Here is a 22,902-nt window from a genome sequence, read left to right on the forward strand (position 1 = left end):
TCTCTCTTTGCTGGCGTCGGGCGTCACGCCGCGAACGCTTCGTCCAAGAACAATTTCAGCTGCGCAAGGTGACGGGACATGGTGCCTGCGGCGGTCGAAGCCGAAGCGGAGCGCCCGACGTAGCGGGCGCGCTTCGACGTGCCGCCGATCTGAGTTAGCACCCATTCAAGATAAGATTCGACGAACGACCAGGCGCCCATGTTCTTGGGCTCCTCCTGGCACCACACGACATCGGCGCTTTTGAAGCGTCCGAGCGCGGTGACGAGACTCTTGAGCGGGAAGGGATAGAGCTGCTCGACCCGCAGCAGATACACGTCATCGACGCCGCGTTTCTCGCGCTCCTCTATGAGATCGTAATAGACCTTGCCCGAACACAAAATGACGCGACGAATATTTTCGTCGGCTTTGAGAACGAATGTCTCGTTTGGCGCGGTTTCGGCGTCATCGAGTAGAAGTCGTTGGAAGCTCGAAGCCATGCCCATCTCGCCGAGACGCGAAACGGCCCGTTTGTGTCGCAGCAGCGATTTCGGCGTCATGAGCACGAGAGGCTTGCGGAAGCTTCTGTGCAACTGCCGGCGAAGGATGTGAAAGTAATTCGCAGGCGTCGTGCAATTGGCGACCTGCATATTGTCTTCGGCGCAAAGCTGCAGATAGCGCTCGAGGCGCGCGGAGGAATGTTCCGGACCCTGGCCTTCGTAGCCATGCGGCAGCAGGCAGACGAGGCCGGACATGCGCAGCCACTTGCGCTCGGCCGAGGAAATGAACTGGTCGAAGACGACCTGCGCGCCATTGGCGAAATCGCCGAACTGCGCTTCCCACAACACCAAGGCGTCGGGTTCAGCGAGAGAATAGCCATATTCGAAGCCGAGCACGGCTTCTTCCGAGAGCATCGAGTTGACGACCTCGTAGCGGCCCTGGCCATCCGCAATGTGATTGAAGGGCAGGTAGCGGGCCTCATTCTCCTGATCGATCAGCACGCTGTGGCGTTGCGAAAAGGTGCCGCGCTCGCTGTCCTGCCCCGAGAGCCGCACGTTATAGCCCTCATAAAGCAGCGAACTGATCGCCAGCGCTTCGGCGGTCGCCCAATCGATCGGTCCGCCGTGTTCGATCGTTGTTTTGCGATTATCCAGAAAGCGTTGGATCGTGCGATGCACGTGGAAGTCCGGCGGCGTCGACGTGATTTTTTCGCCGATATGCTGCAGCGTCTCGAGCGCGACTCCGGTTTGTCCCCGGCGCTCGTTCTCGGAGATTTGCGAGCCAGGCTTTTTGCCGGCCCAGCGGCCGTCGAGCCAATCCGCCTTATTGGGCTTGTAGCCCTGGCCGGATTCGAACTCCTGGTTGAGCCGTGTGCGCCACTCTTCTTTCATGCGGTCGACGTCATCGCGCGAAATCACGCCTTCGGCGATCAGACGGTCCGCATAGATATCGAGCGTCGTGCGGTGCGCCCGAATCTTTTTATACATCAGCGGCTGGGTGAAGCCTGGCTCGTCGCCTTCGTTATGGCCGAAGCGGCGATAGCACCACATGTCGATGACGACGGGTTTTTGGAACTGCTGACGAAATTCTGCGGCGACGCGCGCGGCGAAGACGACCGCCTCGGGATCGTCGCCGTTCACGTGAAGAATCGGCGCCTCGACCATCTTGGCGACGTCGGAGGGGTAGGGCGACGATCGCGAGTAACGCGGATAGGTCGTAAAGCCGATCTGATTGTTAATGATGAAGTGAACAGAGCCGCCGGTGCGATGCCCCTTCAATCCGGAAAGGCCGAAGCATTCGGCGACCACGCCCTGACCGGCGAAGGCCGCGTCGCCGTGGATCAGCAGCGGCATGACCGAGCGGCGATCGCCATCCGTGCAATGATGCTGATCTTGCTTCGCGCGGACTTTGCCGAGCACGACCGGATCGACGATTTCGAGATGCGATGGATTGGCGGTGAGCGAGAGATGCACCTTATTGTCGTCGAACACGCGGTCCGACGACGCCCCGAGGTGATATTTGACGTCGCCGGAGCCTTCGACTTCGTCCGGCAGGAAGGAGCCGCCCTTGAATTCGTGAAATAGAGCGCGGTGCGGCTTCGCCATCACTTGCGACAGCACATTGAGGCGGCCGCGATGCGCCATGCCCAGCACGATTTCCTTCACGCCGAGCGCGCCCCCGCGCTTGACGATCTGCTCCAAAGCCGGAACGATGGCTTCGGCGCCGTCCAGGCCAAAGCGCTTGGTGCCCGTGTATTTGACGTCGAGGAACTTTTCGAAGCCTTCCGCCTCGATGAGCTTGTTGAGAATTGCGCGCTTGCCTTCCTGGGTGAAGACAATCTCCTTCTTCGGCCCTTCGATGCGCGCCTGCAGCCAGGCTTTCTCCTCCGGATTGGTGATATGCATGAATTCGAAGCCGATCGTGCCGCAATAGGTGCGTCGCAGGATCGTGACCATTTCAAAGAGCGTGGCGTAGCGCATGCCCAACACGCCATCGAGGAAGATTTTGCGCTCGTAGTCCTCGTCGGTGAAACCATAGGTCTGCGGATTGAGCTCGCCGTGATCGTGGCGCTGTTCCAGTCCAAGCGGATCGAGATTGGCGTGTAGATGGCCGCGCATGCGATAGGCGCGGATCATCATCAATGCGCGCACCGAGTCGCGCGTTGCGCGCAACACGTCCTCGCCGATGGGAGCGGGCGCCGCGGCAGGAGCGGCTGGCGCTTTAACAGGCGCCGGCGCCTCGCGGGTGAACGCCTTGACCCATTCGCCATTTGCGGGCTGCGGCCAATCACGCCGCGCCCAGCTCGGCCCTACGGCGAGCTTCTCCCCCGGTCGGATGCCCATCTCGGCGAAGAAATTGCGCCAATCGGGGCTGACCGAGGATGGATCGGCCTCATAGGCCGCAAGCAGGCCTTCGAGATAGGCGGCGTTCGCGCCCTGTAAAAAGGATGTCGACGCCAGAAAATCATTTTGCGGCGAGCGAGCGCCCGCCGGCGCTGGTCCGGCGCCGCCATTGGTTTCAAAACGCGCCATCTCAATCTTTCCCAAAAGCGCCGGCGCTCAAGGGCGCCGACGACTTTCGAAGCGTTGAGCGGACTTTGGCGTTAGCCCTTCAGCGCCTCGACCAATGTCTTTCCAAGCCTCGCAGGCGACGGCGACACTTTGATGCCCGCCGACTCCATGGCTGCGATCTTACTTTCCGCGTCGCCCTTGCCGCCCGAAACGATCGCGCCGGCATGGCCCATTCGGCGGCCAGGAGGCGCGGTGCGACCGGCGATAAATCCGACCATCGGCTTCTTGCGGCCGCGCTTGGCCTCGTCTTTCAAGAATTGGGCCGCGTCCTCCTCCGCCGACCCGCCGATTTCGCCAATCATGATGATGGACTTAGTTGCGTCGTCGGCGAGAAACAACTCCAGCACTTCGATAAAATCCGTGCCTTTCACCGGGTCGCCGCCAATGCCGACCGCCGTCGTCTGACCTAAGCCTTCGCGCGTCGTCTGGAACACCGCCTCATAGGTGAGCGTGCCGGAACGCGACACGACGCCGACCGAGCCCGGCGAGAAAATATTCCCGGGCATGATGCCGATCTTGCTCTCGCCAGCGGTGACGACGCCCGGGCAGTTCGGGCCGATAAGGCGTGACTTGGAGCCGCAGAGGGCGCGCTTGACGCGGATCATGTCCTGAACCGGAACGCCCTCGGTGATGCAAACGATGAGCGGGATTTCGGCGTCGATGGCCTCGCAGATGGCGTCCGCCGCGCCGGGCGGCGGCACATAGACGACCGAGGCGTCGGCGCCGGTCTTTTCGCGCGCCTCGGCGACCGTGTCGAAAACCGGAAGATCGAGATGAACCGAGCCGCCTTTGCCAGGCGAGACGCCGCCAACCATTTTGGTGCCGTAATCGAGGGCCTGAACCGAGTGGAAAGTGGCGGTCTTGCCGGTGAAGCCTTGAGTGATGACTTTGGTGTTCTTGTCGATCAGCACGGACATGAAGCGCAAATCCTGGAGCAAGCGAAACGGCGCGCGCGCCTTTTTGGATGAAGCGAAAACTTAAGAGCCGCCTCCCCGTCGTCGCCGGCGCGGAACCTATTGACAAAAGCTCAGCCGCACAAGGCGGCAAAGACCCCTGCGACAGGCCGCCGCGAATCGCCCTCAGGACATTCTCTATTGTGGCGCAGCCACCTTTACGTTGGATGAACCAAAATAAAAAAACCGGCGGTCGCCCGCCGGTTTTTGATTCTTGAAAATGCGTCGCCGCTCAGTGTGGGGCGGCGCCGAGGCTCGACACGTCGACCTTCACGCCCGGACCCTGGGTCGAGCAGATGGCGACGCGCTGGATATAAGTGCCCTTGGCGCCCTGCGGCTTCGCCTTGGCCACGGCGTCGACGAAGGCCTTGATGTTCTCGACGAGCTTGCCGTCGTCGAACGAGGCCTTGCCGACCGTGCCTTGCACGATGCCGGCCTTTTCGACGCGGAACTCGACCGCGCCGCCCTTCGAGGCCTTCACCGCCCCGGCGACGTCCATTGTCACCGTGCCGACCTTCGGATTCGGCATGAGCCCGCGGGGGCCGAGCACCTTGCCGAGCCGGCCGACGAGCGGCATGAGATCAGGCGTTGCGATGCAGCGGTCGAAGTCGATCGTTCCGCCCTGCACCGTGTTGACCAGATCCTCGGCGCCGACGACGTCGGCGCCCGCCGCCTTGGCCTCGTCCGCCTTGGCGCCGCGCGCGAAGACGGCGACGCGCAGCGTGCGGCCGGTGCCGTTCGGCAGATTGACGACGCCGCGCACCATTTGGTCGGCGTGTTTGGGATCGACGCCGAGATTCATGGCGATTTCGACGGATTCGTCGAATTTGGCCTTGGCGCGCTCGCGCACGAGCTTCACCGCCTCGTCGATCGCATAGAGCTTCGTGCGCTCAACGCCCTCGCGGGATTTCGCAATGCGTTTTCCGATATGCGCCATGGTCTTACTCCACCACCTGGAGGCCCATCGCGCGGGCGGAGCCTTCGATCATCGACATTGCGGATTCGATCGTGGCGCAGTTGAGATCGGGCATTTTCTTTTCCGCGATCTCGCGAATCTGCGCCTTGGTGACCTTGCCGACGACGTTGCGGCCGGGGGTCTTCGAGCCGGAAGCCGGCTTTTTGCCGATCTTGAGGCCCACGGCCTTCTTCAGGAAGAAGGAGACCGGCGGCTGCTTCATCTCGAAGGTGAAGGAGCGGTCCTGATAGGCGGTGATGACGACGGGGATCGGCATCCCCTTCTCCATCTGTCCCGTCTTGGCGTTGAACGCCTTGCAGAACTCCATGATGTTGAGGCCGCGCTGGCCGAGCGCGGGTCCGATCGGCGGCGACGGATTGGCCGCGCCGGCCGGCACTTGCAGTTTAATATAGCCGGCGATTTTCTTCGCCATTGCTTCTCTCCAACGTTTAGCGCCCGCCGCGCTTTCTCACGCGTCGGCGCCGGTTGCAGTTCGTGGTGCGACATGGACTCCCGATGGCGGCCGGGCATGTCTTCCACGTTTAACCCTCCCCATTGAGGGGAGGGATAGCGCCCTCCCCTCAAGGGGAGGGTGAAAACTCAAACCTTCTCGACCTGGCCGAACTCCAGTTCGACCGGCGTCGGCCGTCCGAAGATCGACACGGCGACCTTGAGGCGCGAGCGCGCCTCGTCGATCTCCTCGACAAGGCCGTTGAAGGAGGCGAAAGGCCCGTCGGCGACGCGCACCGTCTCGCCGACCTCGAACATGATCGTCGGCTTTGGCCGCTCGACGCCCTCGGCGACTTGGCCCTTGATGCGCAGCGCCTCTTCCTCGCTGATCGGCATCGGCTTGTTGTCGGCGCCGAGAAAGCCCGTGACCTTCGGCGTATTCTTGATGAGCGAGAAGACCTGGTCGGTGAGGTCGCATTTCACCAGCACATAGCCGGGGAAGAATTTGCGCTCGGCTGAGACCTTGCGGCCGCGCCGCACTTCCACGACCTGCTCGGTCGGCACCAGAATCTCTTCGAACTGGTCGGAGAGACCGCGCTGCGCCGCGCCTTCGCGAATGGCGTCAGCGACCTTCTTTTCGAAGTTCGAATAGGCGTGGACGATATACCAGCGCATGCTCATAGCGGCGCCATCAGCTCCAATTATCTAGTGCCCGATGCCAATCATCAGACCGACGCCGAATCGCAGCGCCGAGTCGACGACGACGAAAAACAGGCTCGCGAATAAGACCATAAGGATGACGAGGCCGGTCGTGATCAGCGTCTCGCGGCGCGTAGGCCAGGTGACCTTGTTCCCCTCGGCGCGGACTTCCTGCAGGAATTGAAACGGATTGACCATTCGACTACCGGGCTGTGCGAGGGCGCGCGAAAGACCCTTAATGCGCGCGCCGCAAAACGATCGCGGCGCGGGACCTGTCGGCCACGCGCCACGAATTCGAGTGGTTATAGCCCCTTAGCGCCGCGCCGCCAAGCGGAAAAACGCGCTTCCGAAGGAGCACAGCGCGGAGGCCCCTCGCGAGACAGTCACGACAATGCGGCGGCGGACTGAAGGACGGCGCGCGCCTCCGCCAGCCCCACGAGATCGGGCGGCAGCAGTCGGGCCTCTTCAGGCGTGATGAACGCGATCCGGCCCGCGAGGTCGGGGCCGAGGCGCGTCATCGCCTCTTTCAAGTTTGGAGGATCATATCGCGTGTTCGCGCCATAGATGTCGCAGTTGCGGCTGAGCTTTGCCAGCACGCTCCAATGGACCTTCTCGTTGACCTGTTCCTCGTCAGGGTTTCCGCCCCAAAGGAGGCCATTGGCCGGCGCGCCGGCGGGAAACATCTCGCGACTGCGCGGAAAATTCCTGTCGATCGGATATTTTTCGGCCGAGTCCGGGATGTTTCCGTCGATGTTCGGCTTTAGCGTCCGCCTGATCGCGTCATTGTCGAATGTGAGTCCCGTGAGCGCCTGCGTGCGCGCGATCATCCAGATCAGCGCGATATCGGAGAGGCGTGAATCCTCGTAGCCGCCGCCCACATTGCAATGGACGCCCGGAAACCAATTCTGTTCGATATTCTGAGGATGCGGGTCCCCCTTCTTCACCGTCCAGAAGGTTGGCGTAAAGGGACGGCGCCGCTCGTCGACGCCGATCGCGTGCAGCGCGTGATCGACATGCGCGCCGAGCTGCGTATCCTCGAAGCCGCCGAAGACCGCCAGAGTGATATAGCGGCCGAGCGGCGCAAGCCCGCTGAATCCCGCCGGCACGCCATAGGAGCCGACCGTATCGAACACGCCGAGCAGCTTGATGCGGTTATTCGCCTGAATATCGGGCCCGCTCGGCGGCGCTCCCTTGCGCGAGCCCTGCCGCGCGCTCCGGTTGGCGCGCGAAATGTCGAAGATGCTCTTGTCCTTGGTCTTTCTGATGCCGCAGTCGCCGATAAGGCCCGCCAACGCGCGGGCCGCATAGGCGCCGCGTGAAAATCCGTAGATGTACAGCTCTTGATCGTCTCGATAATTGTCGACGACCCAATCGTAGGCGTCCTGAACGATGGTGCGCAGGCCGAAGCCGATGGCGCCGCCGACGATCTTAAATCCTTCGGCGCCGACGCCGGAGAAGTAGCGGACATTCTGTTCGACGCCGCCCGCGCCTCGCGGGGGAATGAGCCTTTCGGCGACTTTCTCTTCCCACGACTTCTTGCAGATGTTGGTGAAATCGCGAGGCGTATTCCATGTGCCGTCGAGCAGGACAATGTTGCGAATCATTTTTCCTCCAACAGCGTGCGCGTCTAAGCAATTACGACAGAGCGGCTTTTTGGATGGTGGCGCGCTTTGACGGCCTCCGCAAGCGAAGGCGATAAATTTGCGCGAGAGGAGCGTTCCCCTCTATGAGAAGCGGAACTTCAGCCAAGCATTGGAGAAGAAGATGCGCGCCCGCTTAATTCTCCCCGCCGTGTTGATGGCGGCTATGAGCGCCGGTTGCAACGCCGCCCGTCCGCCGCAAGCCGCGCCGCCTGGACCGGCAGTTCCGCCCCCGGCGTCGACTGCAGAAGCGCCTGGCTGCGCCGGCGCCGTCGCGCGCTATCGCTCCGTCGTCGACAATGATCTGGCGATGGGCCATGTCAATAAGAGCGTTCACGCGCAGATCTCGAGCGAAATCGGCGAGGCGGCTTCGGCCTGCTCCGGCGGCCAGGAGGGCAGAGCGCTGTCGCTGCTGCGCGCATCGAAATCGCGTCATGGTTATCCAGGGTGAGCGGCGCGCTGGCCTGCGCCCCCTGCGACATCAGCTTGGAAGCGATCCAGATTAGATTGATTGACCCCATGTTTTGGCGTTCTTACGTTGGCCCCAACGCGGCGGACGGCGGCGCGGCGAACTGAAGGAGATGCGGTTTTTGAAGCGCTATTGTCTGTATGCGATCCTCGCGGCTTCGGCTTTGGGTCTTTCCAGCGCCGCTGCGGCTGAAAACGCCTTCACGCTCACAATCAAGGATCACCATTTCGAGCCTGCCGAACTCCGCGTGCCCGCCAATCAGGCGGCGACGCTGACCGTGAAGAACCTTGACCCGACGCCGGAAGAGTTTGAAAGCAAACCCCTGCGCATCGAGAAGGTGATTCCAGGCAGCAGCGAAGCGACCTTCACGCTTCGGCCGCTGAAAGCCGGCCGCTACAAATTCGTCGGCGAATTCCATGAGGACGACGCCAAGGGCGAGGTCATCGCGGAATAGACCATGCTCGGCGCGCTCATCATCGTCTTTCGCGAAGCCATCGAAGCCGGGCTCATCGTCGGCATCGTCCTCGCCGTCACTCGTGGCGTTTCCGGTTCGCGCGGCTTCGTTACGGCCGGCGTCGGAATAGGCGCGCTCGGCGCGATCATCGTCGCCGCCTTCGCCGACCGTCTGTCGCAGGCCTTCGCCGGCAGTGGCCAGGAGCTTTTCAACGCCGCGATCCTCGCGCTCGCCGTCGTGATGCTCGTTTGGCACAACATCTGGATGGCGCAGCACGGGCGCGAGCTGGCGCAGAACCTTTCCGAGGTCGGCCGGGCGGTGGCGCGCGGCGACGAGACGCTCTTCGCCCTTACCGCCGTCGTCGGACTGGCGGTGCTGCGCGAAGGCGCCGAGGTGGCGCTGTTTCTTTACGGCATTCTCGCCTCGGGCGAGTCCGGCTGGGACGTCCTTGCTGGGGGAGTTGGCGGGCTGGCGCTCGGCGCGGCGACGAGCGTCGCGACCTTCTATGGCCTCGTCGCCATTCCAGCGAAACGCCTTTTCGCCGTGACGACCTGGCTCATCACGCTGCTCGCCGCCGGACTTGCGGCGCAATGCGTGGCTTTTCTTCAGCAGGCCGGACTTGTCACGACGCTTTCCGACACTGCCTGGGATACGTCGTGGCTCTTGTCGGATAAGAGCATCGTCGGCCGGGTGCTGCATACGCTGATCGGCTACGCCGACCAGCCCTCAGACATGCAGGTCGCCGTCTATCTCGCGACTCTTGCCGCCATTATCGCTGCGACGAAGTTCTTCGCCTCGCGGTCGCACGCGGGCGCCGTGGGCGCGCCGGCGGAATAGCGCCTGGCCATTCGGCGCGCGAGGCACTCATCCGCCCCCAAAGAGCTGCTCGAAAACGCTTCTTTCCGATGCGCCCCGCCTTTGCCGCGGACGTTCGATCGAGCCGACCGTCGGGATGTCTTCCGGCGGCAGAAGATCGTCGATTTCTCGCGGGGCCGGCGCAGCAGCGCGCGGCAGGGGTAAATCTGGCCGCGCCTCCGCGACGGGCGGCGGCGCCTCTTGCGGCGATCCGCCGGGGATAGCCGCCGGAGGACGTGGGGCCGGCGCGGTTCTCGCCGGTTGCGGCCGCGGCGCTGGCTTGGGCTCTCCGGTGAAGAGCCCAATGAGATCGTCGATCGGCTTGGCGATCTCCTCGGGGATCGCGGCGTTCTCCGATCGCCAGGCGCCCGACGGCAGTCCGGCGACCTGCTGGCCTTTCAAGGCGACGCCCATGAACCGGCTCCAGATTTCAACCGGGAGCGTGCCGCCCGAGGCTTTTTTGGTCGGCGAATTGTCGTCGTTGCCGAGCCAAACGCCCGTGATCAGCCGGCCCGTGTAGCCGACAAACCAGGCGTCGCGGAAATCCTGGCTGGTGCCGGTCTTGCCCGCCGCTTCCCAACCAGGAAGTTCGGCCTTGCGCGCGGTTCCGGTGAGCAGCGTTTCGCGCATCATGTCATTCATCATCGCCACATATTGCGGCGCGATCACGCGGCCGAGCGAAGCGCCCTTGCGCTGATAGAGCGCTTTGCCGGCGGCGGTCTTCACTTTGAGGATGACATGCGGCTGAACGGCGATGCCGCCATTGGCGAATGGCGCATAGGCGGCGACGAGTTCGAGCGGCGTCACCTCCGATGTGCCAAGCGCGATGGAGGCGTTGGGCTGCAGCTCGGACTGAATGCCCAGACGATGCGCCGTTTTCGCCACGGTCTTCGGGCCGACTTCCAGTCCGACGCGCACCGCCACAGTATTGAGTGACAGCGACAGCGCCTTGGTGAGCGTGACAGGCCCCAGATATTGGCGGCTGTAATTTTCTGGTCGCCAACCTTTGACGTCGAGCGGACCGTCCTCGCGAACGGACTCAGGGGTAAGACCTTGTTCAAGCCCGGTGAGATAGACGAAGGGCTTGAAGGCGGAGCCGGGCTGACGTTTCGCCGACACGGCGCGGTTGAACTGACTTTCCGAGTAGTCCCGTCCGCCGACGAGCGCGCGGATCGCGCCATTCGGATCCATGGCGATCAGCGCGCCCTGAGCGACGCCGAATTTCGCGCCCTTTTCGTCGAGTTCTTGTTTCAGCGCGCCTTCCGCCGCCATTTGCATGCGGGCGTCGATGGTTGTCGTCACGACGATGTCCTGGTCGATCGCGCCGACCGTATCGTCGAGCATGTCCATGACATAATCGGCGGCGTAATTGATCGACCCCGCGCCTATGTCCTGCCGCGCGCGCGCCGGATGCCCCAACGCCGCCTTCGCCATCGCCTCGCTGATATGGCCTTCTTGCGCCATGGCGGCGATCACCTGCGCGGCGCGCTCGGCGGCCCCTTCGGGATTACGATCCGGCGCGAGCTTGCTCGGCGCCTTCATCAATCCGGCGAGAATGGCGGCTTCAGATAGCGTGATGGTCTTCGCGCCATGGCCGAAATAACGCTCAGCGGCGGCTTCGACGCCGTACGCGCCGGAACCGAAGTAAACGCGGTTGAGATAAAGTTCGAGGATCTGGTCCTTCGAATATTTGCGCTCGAGCCAGAGCGCCAGAATCGCCTCCTGAATCTTGCGCGAAATGGTGCGTTCCTGAGTCAGGAACAGGTTTTTGGCGAGTTGCTGCGTTAAGGTCGAGCCGCCCTGCATGCCGCCGCGGCCGGTGACGTTGCGCACGATCGCGCGGCCGATGCCGATCGGATCGACGCCCCAATGCGCGTAGAAGCGGCGGTCCTCGATGGCGATGAACGCCTTGGGCACATAAGGCGGGAGGTCTCCGAGCCGGATCGCCGCGCCGCCGGTGTCGCCACGATTGGCGAGTAGTTCGCCATTGACGTCGAGGATGGCGATATTCGGGGGGCGCGTCGGCACCGCGAGCTGATCGATTGGCGGCAGACGCGCGCCGTAGTAGACGGCAAGTCCGCCGCCGGCGATTGCGCCCCAGAGCGCGAGCGTGACGCTCCAATAGACTAGCGAACCGAGAAGAGAGCGCGAGCGGCGTGACTTCTTGCGCGCGCGCGCGCGAGGCGGAGGACGGCGTTCGGCGCGCAGTTCGTCCTCTTCGTCGTCATCGAACCGCGGTTCGCGACGATTGTCGCTGCGCGCCATCGGATTGCTCGCCTGTCGCCGCCGCAGGGGCCGAAATGCTTGATGAAGCGTAACGAAGGCCGTTTAAGGGCCGGTTAAGGGCGGCTTTCGATCTGAAAGTCGAAAAACACGAAGCCTGAGCTTTTCGGCCCAGGCTTCCGTCAACCTTCATCAGAGTTTTCTAAAGCAGTTCTTTCGATCGTCCAAAGATTACGGCGGGGCCAAATTTCGATCGAGTGGTGAAAACCGCCCACTGGCCTTCGTCCATAAGCTGGACAAGAATCGGAACGCCGAGGTCTTCAGCCAGGACGATCGTAGAGCCGTCCTTGCTTATCTTTACGAGAGTTCCGCTTGACGTATCGACGGCGACGACAGATCCATCGCTTAAGGGCCAGAGCCCCTCCGGGTTGTCCAGCTCAACACCCTGATTGCAAATAATCTTTTCGTAAGCCTCGGCGGAAGAGGCCTTGTCATAAAAACAGACGCGCCCCTTGCCGGGCGTCCCTTGTTCGCTGACCCAAAGTGAAGTCTCCCCTACGGGAGCAATATCGAAAGGCGCGTCCAACCCGCGAATGATTTCATCGCTTCGGCTTTCGCCCGAAACGCGCAAAACGGAACCCCCAAAGGTCACGATGAACATTGCATCGCCGGAGGGCGTCCATCTTGCGTTCCACGGTTGCGGAATCGTTAGAGTGCGAACCTTGTTGCCATCTGAGTCGAGCCAATACACCTGCGAGCCCGCGATATCGCAGAAGGAATAGAGGTCTTGGCGAGGGTGTTTTGCGATACCCGCGATGCTATTGCCGCGGGCTGCATGCTTCACGACGTTTCCACTCGAGTCATAGACTTGGCTTCCGGCGTTCAGTCTATTGTACGTATCGGCGAGCCAGATCTCGCTTTGGCTTTTCACATACATTCCGTGGGCGCCCAGCACGGCAGAGCGTTCGACCTTGATGATCTCCGCGTGAGCGAACTCCGCACAAAACACGAACCCCAAAAGAATTCGAAAAATTTTCATCGTTTCCTCCTTTGAAATTCTTCCAACTCTTACGTCGGCGACGGTTGTGGAAACTTATGCACAATCGCTGACCTCTAATATCGGCATGCCCTTGCGCTCCCGGCGCTGCCGCGCCAAAGTCTTCGCCCCCGGCGCGGCGGCCTGCCGCGCCGAAATAATATTTCGGACGGATTTCCCGGCGATGAAGGTCACGATCGAGAGAGCGGCGCTATTGCGAGCGCTCGGCCATGTTCACCGTGTCGTGGAGCGGCGCACGACGATCCCGATCCTGGCCAATGTGCTGCTCTCCGCCAAGGACGGCGCGCTGACGCTCAAGGCCACCGACCTCGATCTCGAAATCACCGAGAAGACCGTCGCCGAGGTCTCGCAGCCGGGGGCGACGACGCTGCCGGCGCACACGCTCTACGACATCGTGCGCAAATTGCCGGAAGGCGCGCAGGTCTCTCTGGAGGCGACAGGCGACGCCGGACAGCTCACGCTGCGCTCAGGACGTTCGCGATTCAATCTATCGAGCCTTCCCGAGAGCGATTTTCCCGACGTCACCTCCGGCGATTTCAGCCATAAGTTCACGCTGGCGCCCGCAGATCTCAAGCGGCTCATTGAAAAGACGCAGTTCGCCATCTCTCAGGAAGAGACGCGCTACTATCTCAACGGCATCTATCTGCACACGCTCGAGGTCGAAGGCCGACCGATGCTTCGCGCCGTGGCGACGGACGGCCATCGTCTGGCGCGACTGGAGCTGCCCGCGCCGGAAGGCAGCGCCGGCATGCCGGGCATCATCCTGCCGCGCAAGGCTGTCACCGAAGTGCAGCGGCTTATCGAAGATGCGCAGGGCGACGTTTCGGTCGAGCTTTCGATCAACAAGATGCGCTTCACATTCGGCGATGCGCTGCTGACGACGAAACTGATCGACGGCACATTCCCCGATTACGCGCGCGTTATTCCTTCCGGCAATGACAAGCGGCTCACCGTCGAGCGCGACGCCTTCGCCAAGGCCGTCGACCGCGTTTCGACGATTTCCTCGGAGCGCGGCCGCGCCGTCAAACTCTCGCTTGCCGAGGGTAGGCTCGTGCTGTCGGTCACCAACCCCGACCAGGGATCGGCGGTCGAGGAGCTTGAAGCAGATTACGACGGGCCGCCGCTCGATATTGGCTTCAACGCCCGTTATTTGCTGGATATTACCCAGCAACTTGATAGCGATACGGCGCTCTTCAAGCTCGCGGACCCAGGCTCTCCGACGCTGGTGCAGGACCGCGACGGCGCCACTGCGCTTTATGTTTTGATGCCGATGCGCGTTTAGTCTGGGTTTAGTCTTGGAGCGGAGCCTTCAGCCGGTTAGGCTCGGCTCGTGCTTGCCGAAATCTCCAGTCTGTGGCCTTGGCTTCTCGCCTGTTTCGCGATCGGCGCCGGCGCCGGAGCAGTCAGCCGCCGTACGCCTGAAAATGGCGTCATCGCGCGCTGGCTGATTTGGACCGCGCTCGCCTTTGGCGTCGGCGCGCTTGTCGTCCATCTCGGCGCGCTCGCCGACGCGGCGACGTTCATCAAAGGCGCGCTGGCGGCCTATGCCATCTTCATTGTCGGCGCGGCGCTTGGCGCATTGCTCCGGCACGGATCGATGTCGGCGCATGAGGGCTGGGCCGTTGGGCTGATCGCCGCGGCGCTCGTCTGGGTGGGCGCCATGCTGATCGAGCGTTCGGACTATGGCGCTGAGATGGGCCGCCGCTACGCCCAGCCGATCGAAGGCGCGGGTGTGGACTCGCCGATTGCGGCTGCCGCGCCCCCCGTCGAAGCGCCGACCGTCTCGGCCGCCACGCTGCCCGCGGATGCAAAGCCAAGCGGGCCAGCAGAGCCTATGTCCGGCGGCATGACGCTCGTAGATTGCCAAGCTGCGCTCGAAGAATCTTCGACTTCGAGCGACCTCGTCTTTCGCAAAGGCGACGCGCAAATAACATTGTCGGCGGCGCACGCGCTCGACAAAGCGGCTGCGATCATTCGCCGCTGTCCGCAAAATGCGACGATCGAGATTATTGGCCATGTCCGGGGTTCCGCTCCGAAAGCTCACAATGACGCGCTTGCGCAACGACGCGCGCAGGCGGCGATCGGCTATCTCGAACGTCAGGGCGTGAACGGGCGTCGGCTCGTCGCGTCTCGCGGAGAGCCGCAGCAATTGGAAAGCCAGGCCATCACTTTCGAGGTTCGCTGACACGGCGCCGACGCCTCAACTTCAGGCGCCAGCGGCGCGGTGGCGCCAAAATCGAATTCTACTTAAAACAACGGCCTTAAGAGACAGTCTGCGACGACAATCGCATCCGTCGCGAAAGGATCGACTTGAACGCATATGATTCTCCCGAGATCGCTCATAGAGCCGTCGTCGCGGCGCTGCGCGACGACGTGCAGCGGCGCCTCACTTTTACGATCGGCAAGGACAACGCCGATGCAAGTCCGCGCGACTGGTTCGTCGCGACCGCGCTTGCGACGCGCGACCGCCTCGTTCCTGCTTGGCTCGCTTCAACCAAGCGCAATTATCAGGAAGACCGGCGGCGTGTTTATTATCTCTCGCTCGAATTTCTCATCGGCCGGCTGCTCATCGACGCGCTGACCAATCTCGGCCTGACCGAGGCGATGCGCGAAGCGCTTGCCGAATTTGGCGTCGATCTCGATACGCTGCGCGCGGTGGAGCCGGACGCGGCGCTCGGCAATGGCGGTCTCGGTCGTCTCGCCGCTTGTTTCATGGACAGCATGGCGACGCTCGGAATCGCCGCCATGGGTTACGGCATCCGCTATGATCACGGCCTGTTTCGGCAAACGATCAAGGACGGTTGGCAGCACGAATATCCCGAAGACTGGCTCTCCTTCGGCAATGCCTGGCAATTCCCGCGGCCGGAAATCACCTATGACGTTGGCTTCTTCGGCCATGTCGAAAGTTCGCGCCTCGCCGATGGCATGTTGGCCTATGTCTGGCGGCCGGGTGAAACCATCGTCGCCGTCGCCTATGACACGCCCGCCGTCGGTTGGCGCGGCGAGCATGTCAACACGCTGCGGCTCTGGTCCGCCCGGGCGCCTGACGCGCTGCGCCTCGACGCCTTTAATCAGGGCGACCATGTCGGCGCGCAATCGGAGCAAGCGCGCGCCGAAGCGATCTCCAAAGTTCTTTATCCGGGCGATGCGACGCCTGCCGGACAGGAACTGCGGCTGCGGCAGGAATATTTCTTCGCCTCGGCCTCGCTGCAGGATTTGATCCGCCGTCACATGCGGCAGACCGGCGACATCCACAGGCTCGCCGACAAGGTGGCGATCCAACTCAATGACACGCATCCGGCGATCGGCGTCGCCGAGCTGATGCGTCTTCTTGTCGATGTTCACGGCGTAGAGTGGAAGGAGGCCTGGCGCATCACGCAGGCGACCTTCTCCTACACCAATCACACGCTCTTGCCCGAGGCGCTCGAGACCTGGCCGGTGCATCTGATGGAGCGGCTGCTGCCGCGACACATGCAGATCATCTATCTCATCAACGCCATGCACCTCGACTCATTGCGCGCCAAGGGCGCGATCGACCCCGCGACGCTGTCCTCAGTATCGCTCATCGACGAGCACAACGCCCGGCATGTGCGCATGGGCCATCTGGCGTTCCTCGGCTCGCATAAGGTGAACGGCGTTTCGGCGCTGCATAGCGAACTGGTCAAGGAAACGGTGTTCAAGGATTTCCATCGGCTCTATCCCGACCGCATCGTCAATAAGACGAATGGCGTCACCTTTCGTCGATGGCTGCTCGAAGCCAATCCGGCGCTGTCGCGACTGCTCGTCGAAACGATCGGGGCAGGCGTCTTCGATCACGCGGAGCGACTGATTGAGCTGGAGAAGTTTGCTGACGACATCGAGTTCCAGAATCGCTTCGCGGCCGCGAAGCGCGAGAACAAGGCGCGCCTCGCGGCGACAGTGTTCGAAAGCGTCGGCGTCAGGGTCGATCCTGCAGCGCTCTTTGACACACAGATCAAGCGCATTCATGAATATAAGCGCCAGCTCTTGAACGTCCTCGAGGCCGTCGCGCTTTATCAGGACATCATTGCGCAGCCCGCGCGCGAATTTGCGCCGCGGGTCAAAATCTTCGCCGGCAAGGCGGCCGCGAGCTATCATCAGGCAAAGCTCATCATCAAGCTCGCGAATGACGTCGCCAAGGTGGTGAACGCCGATCCTGCAACGCGCGGTCTCTTAAAGATCGTTTTCCTGCCGAACTACAATGTCAGCCTCGCCGAGACGATCATTCCGGCGGCCGATCTCTCTGAGCAGATTTCTACCGCCGGCATGGAGGCGTCCGGCACCGGCAATATGAAATTCGCGCTGAACGGCGCGCTGACCATCGGCACGCTCGACGGCGCCAATGTCGAAATCAAAGAGCGCGTCGGCGACGACAATATCTTCATCTTCGGCCTGACAGCGCAGGAAGTGGAGAAAAGCCGCGCGCGAGGCATCGACGCGCGCGAGACGATCGCTGCCAGTCCGCGTCTTTCCGAAGCGCTGCGCGCGATTGCAACGGGCGTCTTTTCGCCGGACGATCCGCACCGCTACGCGCAGCTTGTCGATACGCTCACCTATTACGATCACTTCCTCGTGGCGAAAGATTTCGACGCCTATTGGGAGGCGCAGCGACGTGTCGACGCGCGCTGGCGCGATCAGAAAGCGTGGCGGCGTTCGAGCATTCTCAATACGGCGCGGGTCGGCTGGTTCTCCTCCGACCGCACAATCCGCGAATATGCACAAGAGATCTGGAATGTCGCGGTGTGAGGCGAGCCCTGATGCTAAGTTGCGTCATTGCGAGCGAAGCGAAGCAATCCAAGGGTTCCTCCCCACAGCGTTTAGATTGCTTCGTCGCTCCACTCCTCGCAATGACGAATGCGGCTCAAGGACGATAGAGTGACCGACTGGCGCGTCTCCGCGGAAGATATTGAAGCAATCCTCGCCGCGCGCCATGGCGATCCGTTCGCCGTGCTCGGCGTGCATGAAACGCCTGCGGGCTTTGTGATGCGCGCTTTCGTTCCCGGCGCGACGAGAGTGGAGGCCGTTACGCCTGACGGCCGCGTGATCACGCCGCTTGATCGCGTGCACGGTGATGGGTTCTTTGAAGGGCTGACGACGCTGAAAGCGCGCGCGCCTTATCGCCTGCGCGCCTCTAACGAGGCGACGCAATGGGAATTCGCCGATCCTTACGCCTTTTCGCCCGTGCTCGGCGCCACCGACGATTATCTTCTCGTCGAAGGCGCCCATCAGAAGCTCTACGAGAAGCTTGGCGCGCATGTGCTGACGCATGAAGGCGTTGAAGGGACGCATTTCGCCGTCTGGGCGCCGAACGCGAGGCGCGTTTCCGTCGTCGGCGACTTCAATCAATGGGACGGGCGCCGCGCGCAGATGCGGAAGCGCATCGACAGCGGCGTGTGGGAGATTTTCATTCCCGGCGTCGGCGGCGGCGCCAATTACAAATATGAAATCATCGGGCGGCATGGCGAACTCTTGCCGCTTAAAGCAGATCCGCTTGGTGTTGAGGCGGAGCTGCGGCCCTCGACCGCCTCCGTCGTCGCTTCGAACGCCCCTTACCATTGGGGCGACGAGATACACATGCGCGAGCGCGTCAAATATGACCCGCGACGTTCGCCTATGTCGATCTATGAAGTTCATCTGCCGTCGTGGCGGCGCGGCGAAAACGGGCGCTTTCTCGCCTATGATGAGCTTGCCGATCAGCTCGTGCCTTACGTCGCCGATCTCGGCTTCACCCATATCGAGCTGATGCCGATCAATGAGCACCCGCTGGACGCCTCCTGGGGCTATCAGCCGATCGGGCTTTTCGCGCCGACGCGCCGGCACGGCGACTCCGATGGTTTTCGCCGCTTTGTCGACCGCGCCCATCAGGCGGGCTTGAGCGTCATCCTCGACTGGGTTCCGGCGCATTTTCCGACCGACGAACATGGCCTGTCGCAATTCGACGGCGGACCGCTCTATGAGCATCCAGATCCAAGGCGCGGCTTTCATCCCGACTGGAATACGGCGATCTACGACTACGGCCGCCGCGAAGTGGCGAATTTTTTGATCGCGAGCGCGCTCTATTGGCTCGATCGGTTCCATATCGACGGGCTGCGCGTCGACGCCGTCGCCTCCATGCTCTATCTCGATTATTCGCGCGAGCCCGGCGAATGGTCCCCTAATCCCGACGGCTCCAACGACAATCGCGACGCCGTCGCCTTTCTTCAAAGCTTCAACGAACTCGTCTACGCGCTTTATCCCGGCGTCGTGACGATCGCCGAAGAATCGACCGCATGGGGCGGCGTGACGCGGCCGACCTATGCGGATGGGCTCGGCTTCGGCTTCAAATGGAACATGGGGTGGATGAACGATACGCTGCGCTATCTCTCGTCCGACCCCGTGCATCGCAGATGGCGCCACAACGAGTTTACGTTCGGCCTGCTCTACGCCTTCACCGAGAATTTCGTGCTGCCCATCTCTCATGACGAGGTCGTGCACGGCAAGGGATCGATCGTTAGCAAAATTCCCGGGGATGAATGGCGCCGTTTCGCGTCCGCGCGCGCCTATTATGGATTCATGTGGGGACATCCGGGCAAGAAGCTTCTGTTCATGGGCCAGGAATTCGGCCAGACCAATGAATGGAATTATGCATCGAGCCTCGATTGGTGGTTGCTTGATTTTCCGCCGCATCACGGACTTCAGGCCTTTATCCGCGATCTCAACCGCATCTATCGCGACCATGAGGCGCTCTATGCGCGCGATTGCGAGGCCGAGGGCTTTCAATGGATCGTCGTCGACGACGCAGAGAGTTCGGTATTTGCCTTCGCGCGTTTCGGCGCCGACCGTTCGCACCCCATCGTCGTCGTCTCGAATTTTACGCCGGTGACGCGCAATGCTTATAGACTCGGCTTCCCGCGTGCGGGACGCTGGCGCGAGCTGGTCAATTCCGACGCCGCGATCTATGGCGGTTCGGGGCTCGGAAATCTCGGCGCGATTCATGCGCGCGGTGAAGCGTTCCGCGAGTTTCCGGCGAGCGCCGACATTCTTCTGCCGCCGCTGTCGACTCTCTTCTTCGCATTCGAAACTGATGAACTAAAATGAATATAGAATTGAGGGGCGATGAAGATGTCCGCTTCAAGCAACTCGGGCGGGGGTTTCCTCATCCTGAAAAGGCCCGAAAGGGCCGTCTCGAAGGACGAGGAAACCTTGGGACACGATAAACCTCGCCCTCGCGCTTCGAGACGCCTGCTTCGCAGGCTCCTCAGCATGAGGGCGAGGTTTAGCCGCTCACACGATCACAGGCTCGTCAATCCGATGGGAAGCGGCGATGTCCGCCTTTGAAAATCCGCCGCTCGCGCGCCACGCCATGGCCTATGTGCTCGCCGGCGGACGCGGCGCGCGGTTGATGGAATTGACCGACAGGCGCGCCAAGCCCGCCGTCTATTTTGGCGGCAAGTCGCGCATCATCGACTTCGCGCTTTCCAATGCGCTCAACTCGGGCATCAGACGCATTTGCGTCGCGACCCAGTACAAGGCGCACAGCCTTATTCGCCATTTGCAACGTGGCTGGAGCTTCTTTCGCACCGAACGCAACGAGAGCTTCGACATTCTTCCGGCGAGCCAGCGCGTCTCCGAAGACCATTGGTATCTCGGCACGGCGGACGCCGTCTATCAGAACCTCGACATCGTCGAGAGCTATGATCCCAAATATATCGTGCTGCTCGCGGGCGATCACGTTTACAAGATGGATTACGAGCCCATGCTGCAACAGCATGTGGACTCGGGCGCCGATGTGACGATCGGTTGTCTGGAGGCGCCGCGCGTCGAGGCTTCCGGATTCGGCGTCATGCATGTCGACGAAAACGACCGAATCCTTTCCTTTATCGAAAAACCGAGAGATCCGCCGGCGATGCCTGGACACCCCGACCGCGCGCTCGTCAGCATGGGCATCTATGTGTTCGAGGCGAAGTTTCTCTATGAAGAATTGCGCCGCGACGCCGCCGATGCGCTCTCGACACATGACTTCGGCAAGGACGTGATTCCCTATATCGTTTCGCATGGCAAAGCAGTCGCGCATCATTTCGAGCGCTCCTGCGTGCGCTCGGCGAGCGAACAGAACGCCTATTGGCGCGACGTCGGAACTGTCGACGCCTATTGGGCGGCGAACATCGATCTCACCGATTTCACGCCGCAACTCGATCTTTATGATCGCAACTGGCCGATCTGGACATATGCCGAAATCACGCCGCCGGCGAAATTCGTGCACGATCAGGTCGGGCGGCGCGGACAGGCGCTGTCCTCGCTCGTCGCAGGAGGCTGCATCGTGTCCGGCGCGACGCTGCGCCGAACGCTGCTCTTTACCGGCGTGCGCGTGAATTCCTACGCCACAGTCGAGAACGCCGTCGTCCTGCCTTATGTCGACGTCGGCCGTTCGGCGCGGCTCGCCAATGTTGTCGTCGATCGTGGCGTGCAGATTCCGCAGGGCCTCGTTGTTGGGGAGGATCCGCAGTTCGACGCCGCGCGCTTCCGACGCACCGAAGGCGGCGTTTGCCTCATTACGCAGCCGATGATCGACAGGCTGAGCGCATGAGTTCGCTACGCGCGCTCGCCATCGCTTCGGAAATGGCGCCCTTCGTCAAGACTGGCGGACTGGCGGATGTCGTCGGCGCGCTACCGCATGCGCTCGCCGACGAAAACATCGAATTGCGCACGCTTATTCCGGGCTATCCCGACGTTCTCGCGACGCTACGAGCAGGCGACACGGTTCTTGAGTTCGATGATCTCTTTGGCGGTCCCGCATGGGTTCATGCCGCCCGCCATCATGGCGTCGTGATCTACACGCTCATTGCGCCACATCTTTATGCGCGCGAAGGCGGACTTTATACAGGGTGCGATGGCGTCGATTATCCCGACAACGCCTTTCGCTTCGCCGCGCTGGCTTGGGCGGGCGCGCAGATCGGGCTTGGCGCGGATGGATTTGCGCCTGACGTGGTGCATGCGCATGACTGGCAAGCGGCGCTTGCGCCAGCCTATATGCATTATGCTGATCATCCGCGGCCGGCCACGATCGTCAGCATTCACAACATCGCCTTTCAGGGTAAATTCCCAAAGGCGCTGCTCGAACCGCTGCGCCTGCCGCAGCGCGCTTTTTCGATCGATGGCGTCGAATATTACGGCGGGATCGGCTTCTTGAAGGCCGGCCTGCAACTCGCAGACCGCATTACCACGGTGTCGCCAAGCTATGCGCGCGAGATTGAAACGCCAGAATTCGGCATGGGCCTCGAGGGACTCTTGCGGGCGCGGGCGGGCCACGTAAGCGGCATTTTGAACGGCGTCGACGAGGAGGCGTGGAACCCGGCGACCGATACGCATATTGAAACGCTCTATGATCATTGGAGTCTGGCGTCACGCGCCAAGAACAAAGCCGCTTTGCAGAAGCGCCTGGGGCTGCGCGTCGAGCCCGATGCTTTTCTCGTCGGCGTCGTCAGCCGCCTGACCTGGCAAAAGGGGCTCGACCTGCTGCTCGAAGTTTTGCCGCAGCTCATGAGCGGGCGTGCGCAACTCGCGCTGCTCGGCGCCGGCGACGAGGCGCTTGAAGAAGAATTCGCGGCCGCAGAGTCGGCGCATAAGGGCCGTGTCGGCGTTCATATCGGCTACAGTGAAGAGCTTGCGCATATGATTCAGGCCGGCGCCGACGCCTTTCTTGTCCCCTCGCGCTTCGAGCCTTGCGGGCTGACGCAGCTTTATGCGCTGCGTTACGGCGCCGTGCCGATCGTCTCGCGCGTTGGCGGATTGAAAGACACGATCATCGACGCCAATGAAATGGCGTTGCAAGCTGAAGTCGCGACAGGGCTGCAATTTTCGCCGACGACTGCGGAAGCGCTCGCCATGGCGCTGCGCGAAGCCGAACGGCTGTTCGGCGACGCCGAGACATGGCGCAAGATTCAGGTCAGCGGCATGAGGACAGACGTGTCCTGGCGCAATCCGGCGCGCCGCTACGCCACGCTGTTTCGCGACGCGGTCATCGCGAAAGTTGGGTGACGCCTCGCAAATCCACTGTCATGGCCGGCCTTGTGCCGGCCATCCACGCTTTAATTCGGCGCAAC

18 protein-coding genes are annotated in these 22,902 nt (G+C 62.2%); 9 read left to right on the forward strand and 9 right to left on the reverse strand.

Annotated features, from left to right (window positions below):
• Window positions 1–23: 23 nt before the first annotated feature.
• The 7 genes from FEV16_RS09585 to FEV16_RS09615 all read right to left on the reverse strand — a co-directional run bounded on the left by FEV16_RS09585 (window position 24) and on the right by FEV16_RS09615 (window position 7,708).
• Entirely contained in the window at window positions 24–3,008 is a 2,985-nt protein-coding gene (locus FEV16_RS09585) for a 2-oxoglutarate dehydrogenase E1 component (protein ID WP_138167398.1), read from the reverse strand.
• Window positions 3,009–3,079: 71 nt separating this feature from the next.
• The gene (sucD, locus tag FEV16_RS09590; RefSeq protein WP_138167399.1) at window positions 3,080–3,964 is read right to left on the reverse strand and encodes a succinate--CoA ligase subunit alpha; all 885 of its coding nucleotides are present in this window, start codon (window positions 3,962–3,964) and stop codon (window positions 3,080–3,082) included.
• 268 nt (window positions 3,965–4,232) lie between these two features.
• The gene (gene rplA, locus FEV16_RS09595) at window positions 4,233–4,937 is read right to left on the reverse strand and encodes a 50S ribosomal protein L1 (protein ID WP_138167400.1); all 705 of its coding nucleotides are present in this window, start codon (window positions 4,935–4,937) and stop codon (window positions 4,233–4,235) included.
• A 4-nt stretch (window positions 4,938–4,941) separates the two neighbouring features.
• Window positions 4,942–5,388, reverse strand: a complete 447-nt coding sequence (gene rplK, locus FEV16_RS09600; protein ID WP_138167401.1) for a 50S ribosomal protein L11 — start codon at window positions 5,386–5,388, stop codon at window positions 4,942–4,944.
• 167 nt (window positions 5,389–5,555) lie between these two features.
• Window positions 5,556–6,086 (reverse strand): transcription termination/antitermination protein NusG, encoded by a 531-nt coding sequence (gene nusG / locus FEV16_RS09605; protein WP_138167402.1) that lies wholly within the window; start codon window positions 6,084–6,086, stop codon window positions 5,556–5,558.
• Window positions 6,087–6,110: 24 nt separating this feature from the next.
• Complete coding sequence (gene secE / locus FEV16_RS09610) at window positions 6,111–6,302, reverse strand: preprotein translocase subunit SecE (RefSeq protein ID WP_138167403.1); 192 nt, start codon at window positions 6,300–6,302, stop codon at window positions 6,111–6,113.
• A gap of 185 nt (window positions 6,303–6,487) precedes the next feature.
• On the reverse strand, window positions 6,488–7,708 hold the full coding sequence (locus FEV16_RS09615; RefSeq protein ID WP_138167404.1) for a DUF2235 domain-containing protein: 1,221 nt from the start codon (window positions 7,706–7,708) through the stop codon (window positions 6,488–6,490).
• 160 nt (window positions 7,709–7,868) lie between these two features.
• Here FEV16_RS09615 and FEV16_RS09620 point away from each other — a divergent pair, with 160 nt between their 5' ends.
• The 3 genes from FEV16_RS09620 (at window position 7,869) to FEV16_RS09630 (ending at window position 9,504) form a co-directional block, all read left to right on the forward strand.
• Window positions 7,869–8,195 (forward strand): hypothetical protein, encoded by a 327-nt coding sequence (locus FEV16_RS09620; protein ID WP_138167405.1) that lies wholly within the window; start codon window positions 7,869–7,871, stop codon window positions 8,193–8,195.
• A 130-nt stretch (window positions 8,196–8,325) separates the two neighbouring features.
• Window positions 8,326–8,667: a cupredoxin domain-containing protein gene (locus FEV16_RS09625; RefSeq protein WP_138167406.1), complete on the forward strand. Its 342-nt coding sequence runs from the start codon at window positions 8,326–8,328 to the stop codon at window positions 8,665–8,667.
• 3 nt (window positions 8,668–8,670) lie between these two features.
• A complete protein-coding gene (locus tag FEV16_RS09630; RefSeq protein WP_138167407.1) occupies window positions 8,671–9,504 on the forward strand; it encodes an FTR1 family protein in 834 nt (277 codons plus the stop codon).
• A 27-nt stretch (window positions 9,505–9,531) separates the two neighbouring features.
• Here the strand turns inward: FEV16_RS09630 and FEV16_RS09635 are convergent, their stop codons facing one another.
• Both FEV16_RS09635 and FEV16_RS09640 read right to left on the reverse strand, forming a co-directional pair.
• Complete coding sequence (locus tag FEV16_RS09635; protein ID WP_138167408.1) at window positions 9,532–11,787, reverse strand: penicillin-binding protein 1A; 2,256 nt, start codon at window positions 11,785–11,787, stop codon at window positions 9,532–9,534.
• Window positions 11,788–11,947: 160 nt separating this feature from the next.
• On the reverse strand, window positions 11,948–12,784 hold the full coding sequence (locus FEV16_RS09640; RefSeq protein ID WP_138167409.1) for a hypothetical protein: 837 nt from the start codon (window positions 12,782–12,784) through the stop codon (window positions 11,948–11,950).
• A gap of 181 nt (window positions 12,785–12,965) precedes the next feature.
• Here FEV16_RS09640 and dnaN point away from each other — a divergent pair, with 181 nt between their 5' ends.
• The 6 genes from dnaN to glgA all read left to right on the forward strand — a co-directional run bounded on the left by dnaN (window position 12,966) and on the right by glgA (window position 22,837).
• Entirely contained in the window at window positions 12,966–14,084 is a 1,119-nt protein-coding gene (gene dnaN, locus FEV16_RS09645; protein ID WP_138167470.1) for a DNA polymerase III subunit beta, read from the forward strand.
• A gap of 48 nt (window positions 14,085–14,132) precedes the next feature.
• Window positions 14,133–14,987: an OmpA family protein gene (locus tag FEV16_RS09650; RefSeq protein WP_138167410.1), complete on the forward strand. Its 855-nt coding sequence runs from the start codon at window positions 14,133–14,135 to the stop codon at window positions 14,985–14,987.
• 149 nt (window positions 14,988–15,136) lie between these two features.
• Window positions 15,137–17,566: a glycogen/starch/alpha-glucan phosphorylase gene (locus FEV16_RS09655; protein WP_246657261.1), complete on the forward strand. Its 2,430-nt coding sequence runs from the start codon at window positions 15,137–15,139 to the stop codon at window positions 17,564–17,566.
• Between the two features lie 108 nt (window positions 17,567–17,674).
• Window positions 17,675–19,897 (forward strand): 1,4-alpha-glucan branching protein GlgB, encoded by a 2,223-nt coding sequence (glgB, locus tag FEV16_RS09660; protein ID WP_138167411.1) that lies wholly within the window; start codon window positions 17,675–17,677, stop codon window positions 19,895–19,897.
• Window positions 19,898–20,123: 226 nt separating this feature from the next.
• Complete coding sequence (gene glgC, locus FEV16_RS09670) at window positions 20,124–21,386, forward strand: glucose-1-phosphate adenylyltransferase (protein WP_138167413.1); 1,263 nt, start codon at window positions 20,124–20,126, stop codon at window positions 21,384–21,386.
• Window positions 21,383–22,837: a glycogen synthase GlgA gene (gene glgA / locus FEV16_RS09675; RefSeq protein WP_138167414.1), complete on the forward strand. Its 1,455-nt coding sequence runs from the start codon at window positions 21,383–21,385 to the stop codon at window positions 22,835–22,837. Before glgC ends, glgA begins: the two co-directional genes overlap by 4 nt.
• Window positions 22,838–22,902 lie beyond the last annotated feature (65 nt).

Origin of the sequence: Methylocystis sp. B8, assembly GCF_005771425.1 — a bacterium.
Classification (GTDB): domain Bacteria; phylum Pseudomonadota; class Alphaproteobacteria; order Rhizobiales; family Beijerinckiaceae; genus Methylocystis.

Excerpts from the sequence above, each read along its gene's own strand:
- FEV16_RS09585 (WP_138167398.1), bottom strand. The coding sequence starts at position 3,008 with ATGGCGCGTTTTGAAACCAATGGCGGCGCCGGACCAGCGCCGGCGGGC.
- sucD (WP_138167399.1), bottom strand. The coding sequence starts at position 3,964 with ATGTCCGTGCTGATCGACAAGAACACCAAAGTCATCACTCAAGGCTTC.
- rplA (WP_138167400.1), bottom strand. The coding sequence starts at position 4,937 with ATGGCGCATATCGGAAAACGCATTGCGAAATCCCGCGAGGGCGTTGAG.
- rplK (WP_138167401.1), bottom strand. The coding sequence starts at position 5,388 with ATGGCGAAGAAAATCGCCGGCTATATTAAACTGCAAGTGCCGGCCGGC.
- nusG (WP_138167402.1), bottom strand. The coding sequence starts at position 6,086 with ATGAGCATGCGCTGGTATATCGTCCACGCCTATTCGAACTTCGAAAAG.
- secE (WP_138167403.1), bottom strand. The coding sequence starts at position 6,302 with ATGGTCAATCCGTTTCAATTCCTGCAGGAAGTCCGCGCCGAGGGGAAC.
- FEV16_RS09615 (WP_138167404.1), bottom strand. The coding sequence starts at position 7,708 with ATGATTCGCAACATTGTCCTGCTCGACGGCACATGGAATACGCCTCGC.
- FEV16_RS09620 (WP_138167405.1), top strand. The coding sequence starts at position 7,869 with ATGCGCGCCCGCTTAATTCTCCCCGCCGTGTTGATGGCGGCTATGAGC.
- FEV16_RS09625 (WP_138167406.1), top strand. The coding sequence starts at position 8,326 with ATGCGGTTTTTGAAGCGCTATTGTCTGTATGCGATCCTCGCGGCTTCG.
- FEV16_RS09630 (WP_138167407.1), top strand. The coding sequence starts at position 8,671 with ATGCTCGGCGCGCTCATCATCGTCTTTCGCGAAGCCATCGAAGCCGGG.
- FEV16_RS09635 (WP_138167408.1), bottom strand. The coding sequence starts at position 11,787 with ATGGCGCGCAGCGACAATCGTCGCGAACCGCGGTTCGATGACGACGAA.
- FEV16_RS09640 (WP_138167409.1), bottom strand. The coding sequence starts at position 12,784 with ATGAAAATTTTTCGAATTCTTTTGGGGTTCGTGTTTTGTGCGGAGTTC.
- dnaN (WP_138167470.1), top strand. The coding sequence starts at position 12,966 with ATGAAGGTCACGATCGAGAGAGCGGCGCTATTGCGAGCGCTCGGCCAT.
- glgB (WP_138167411.1), top strand. The coding sequence starts at position 17,675 with ATGCGGCTCAAGGACGATAGAGTGACCGACTGGCGCGTCTCCGCGGAA.
- glgC (WP_138167413.1), top strand. The coding sequence starts at position 20,124 with ATGTCCGCCTTTGAAAATCCGCCGCTCGCGCGCCACGCCATGGCCTAT.
- glgA (WP_138167414.1), top strand. The coding sequence starts at position 21,383 with ATGAGTTCGCTACGCGCGCTCGCCATCGCTTCGGAAATGGCGCCCTTC.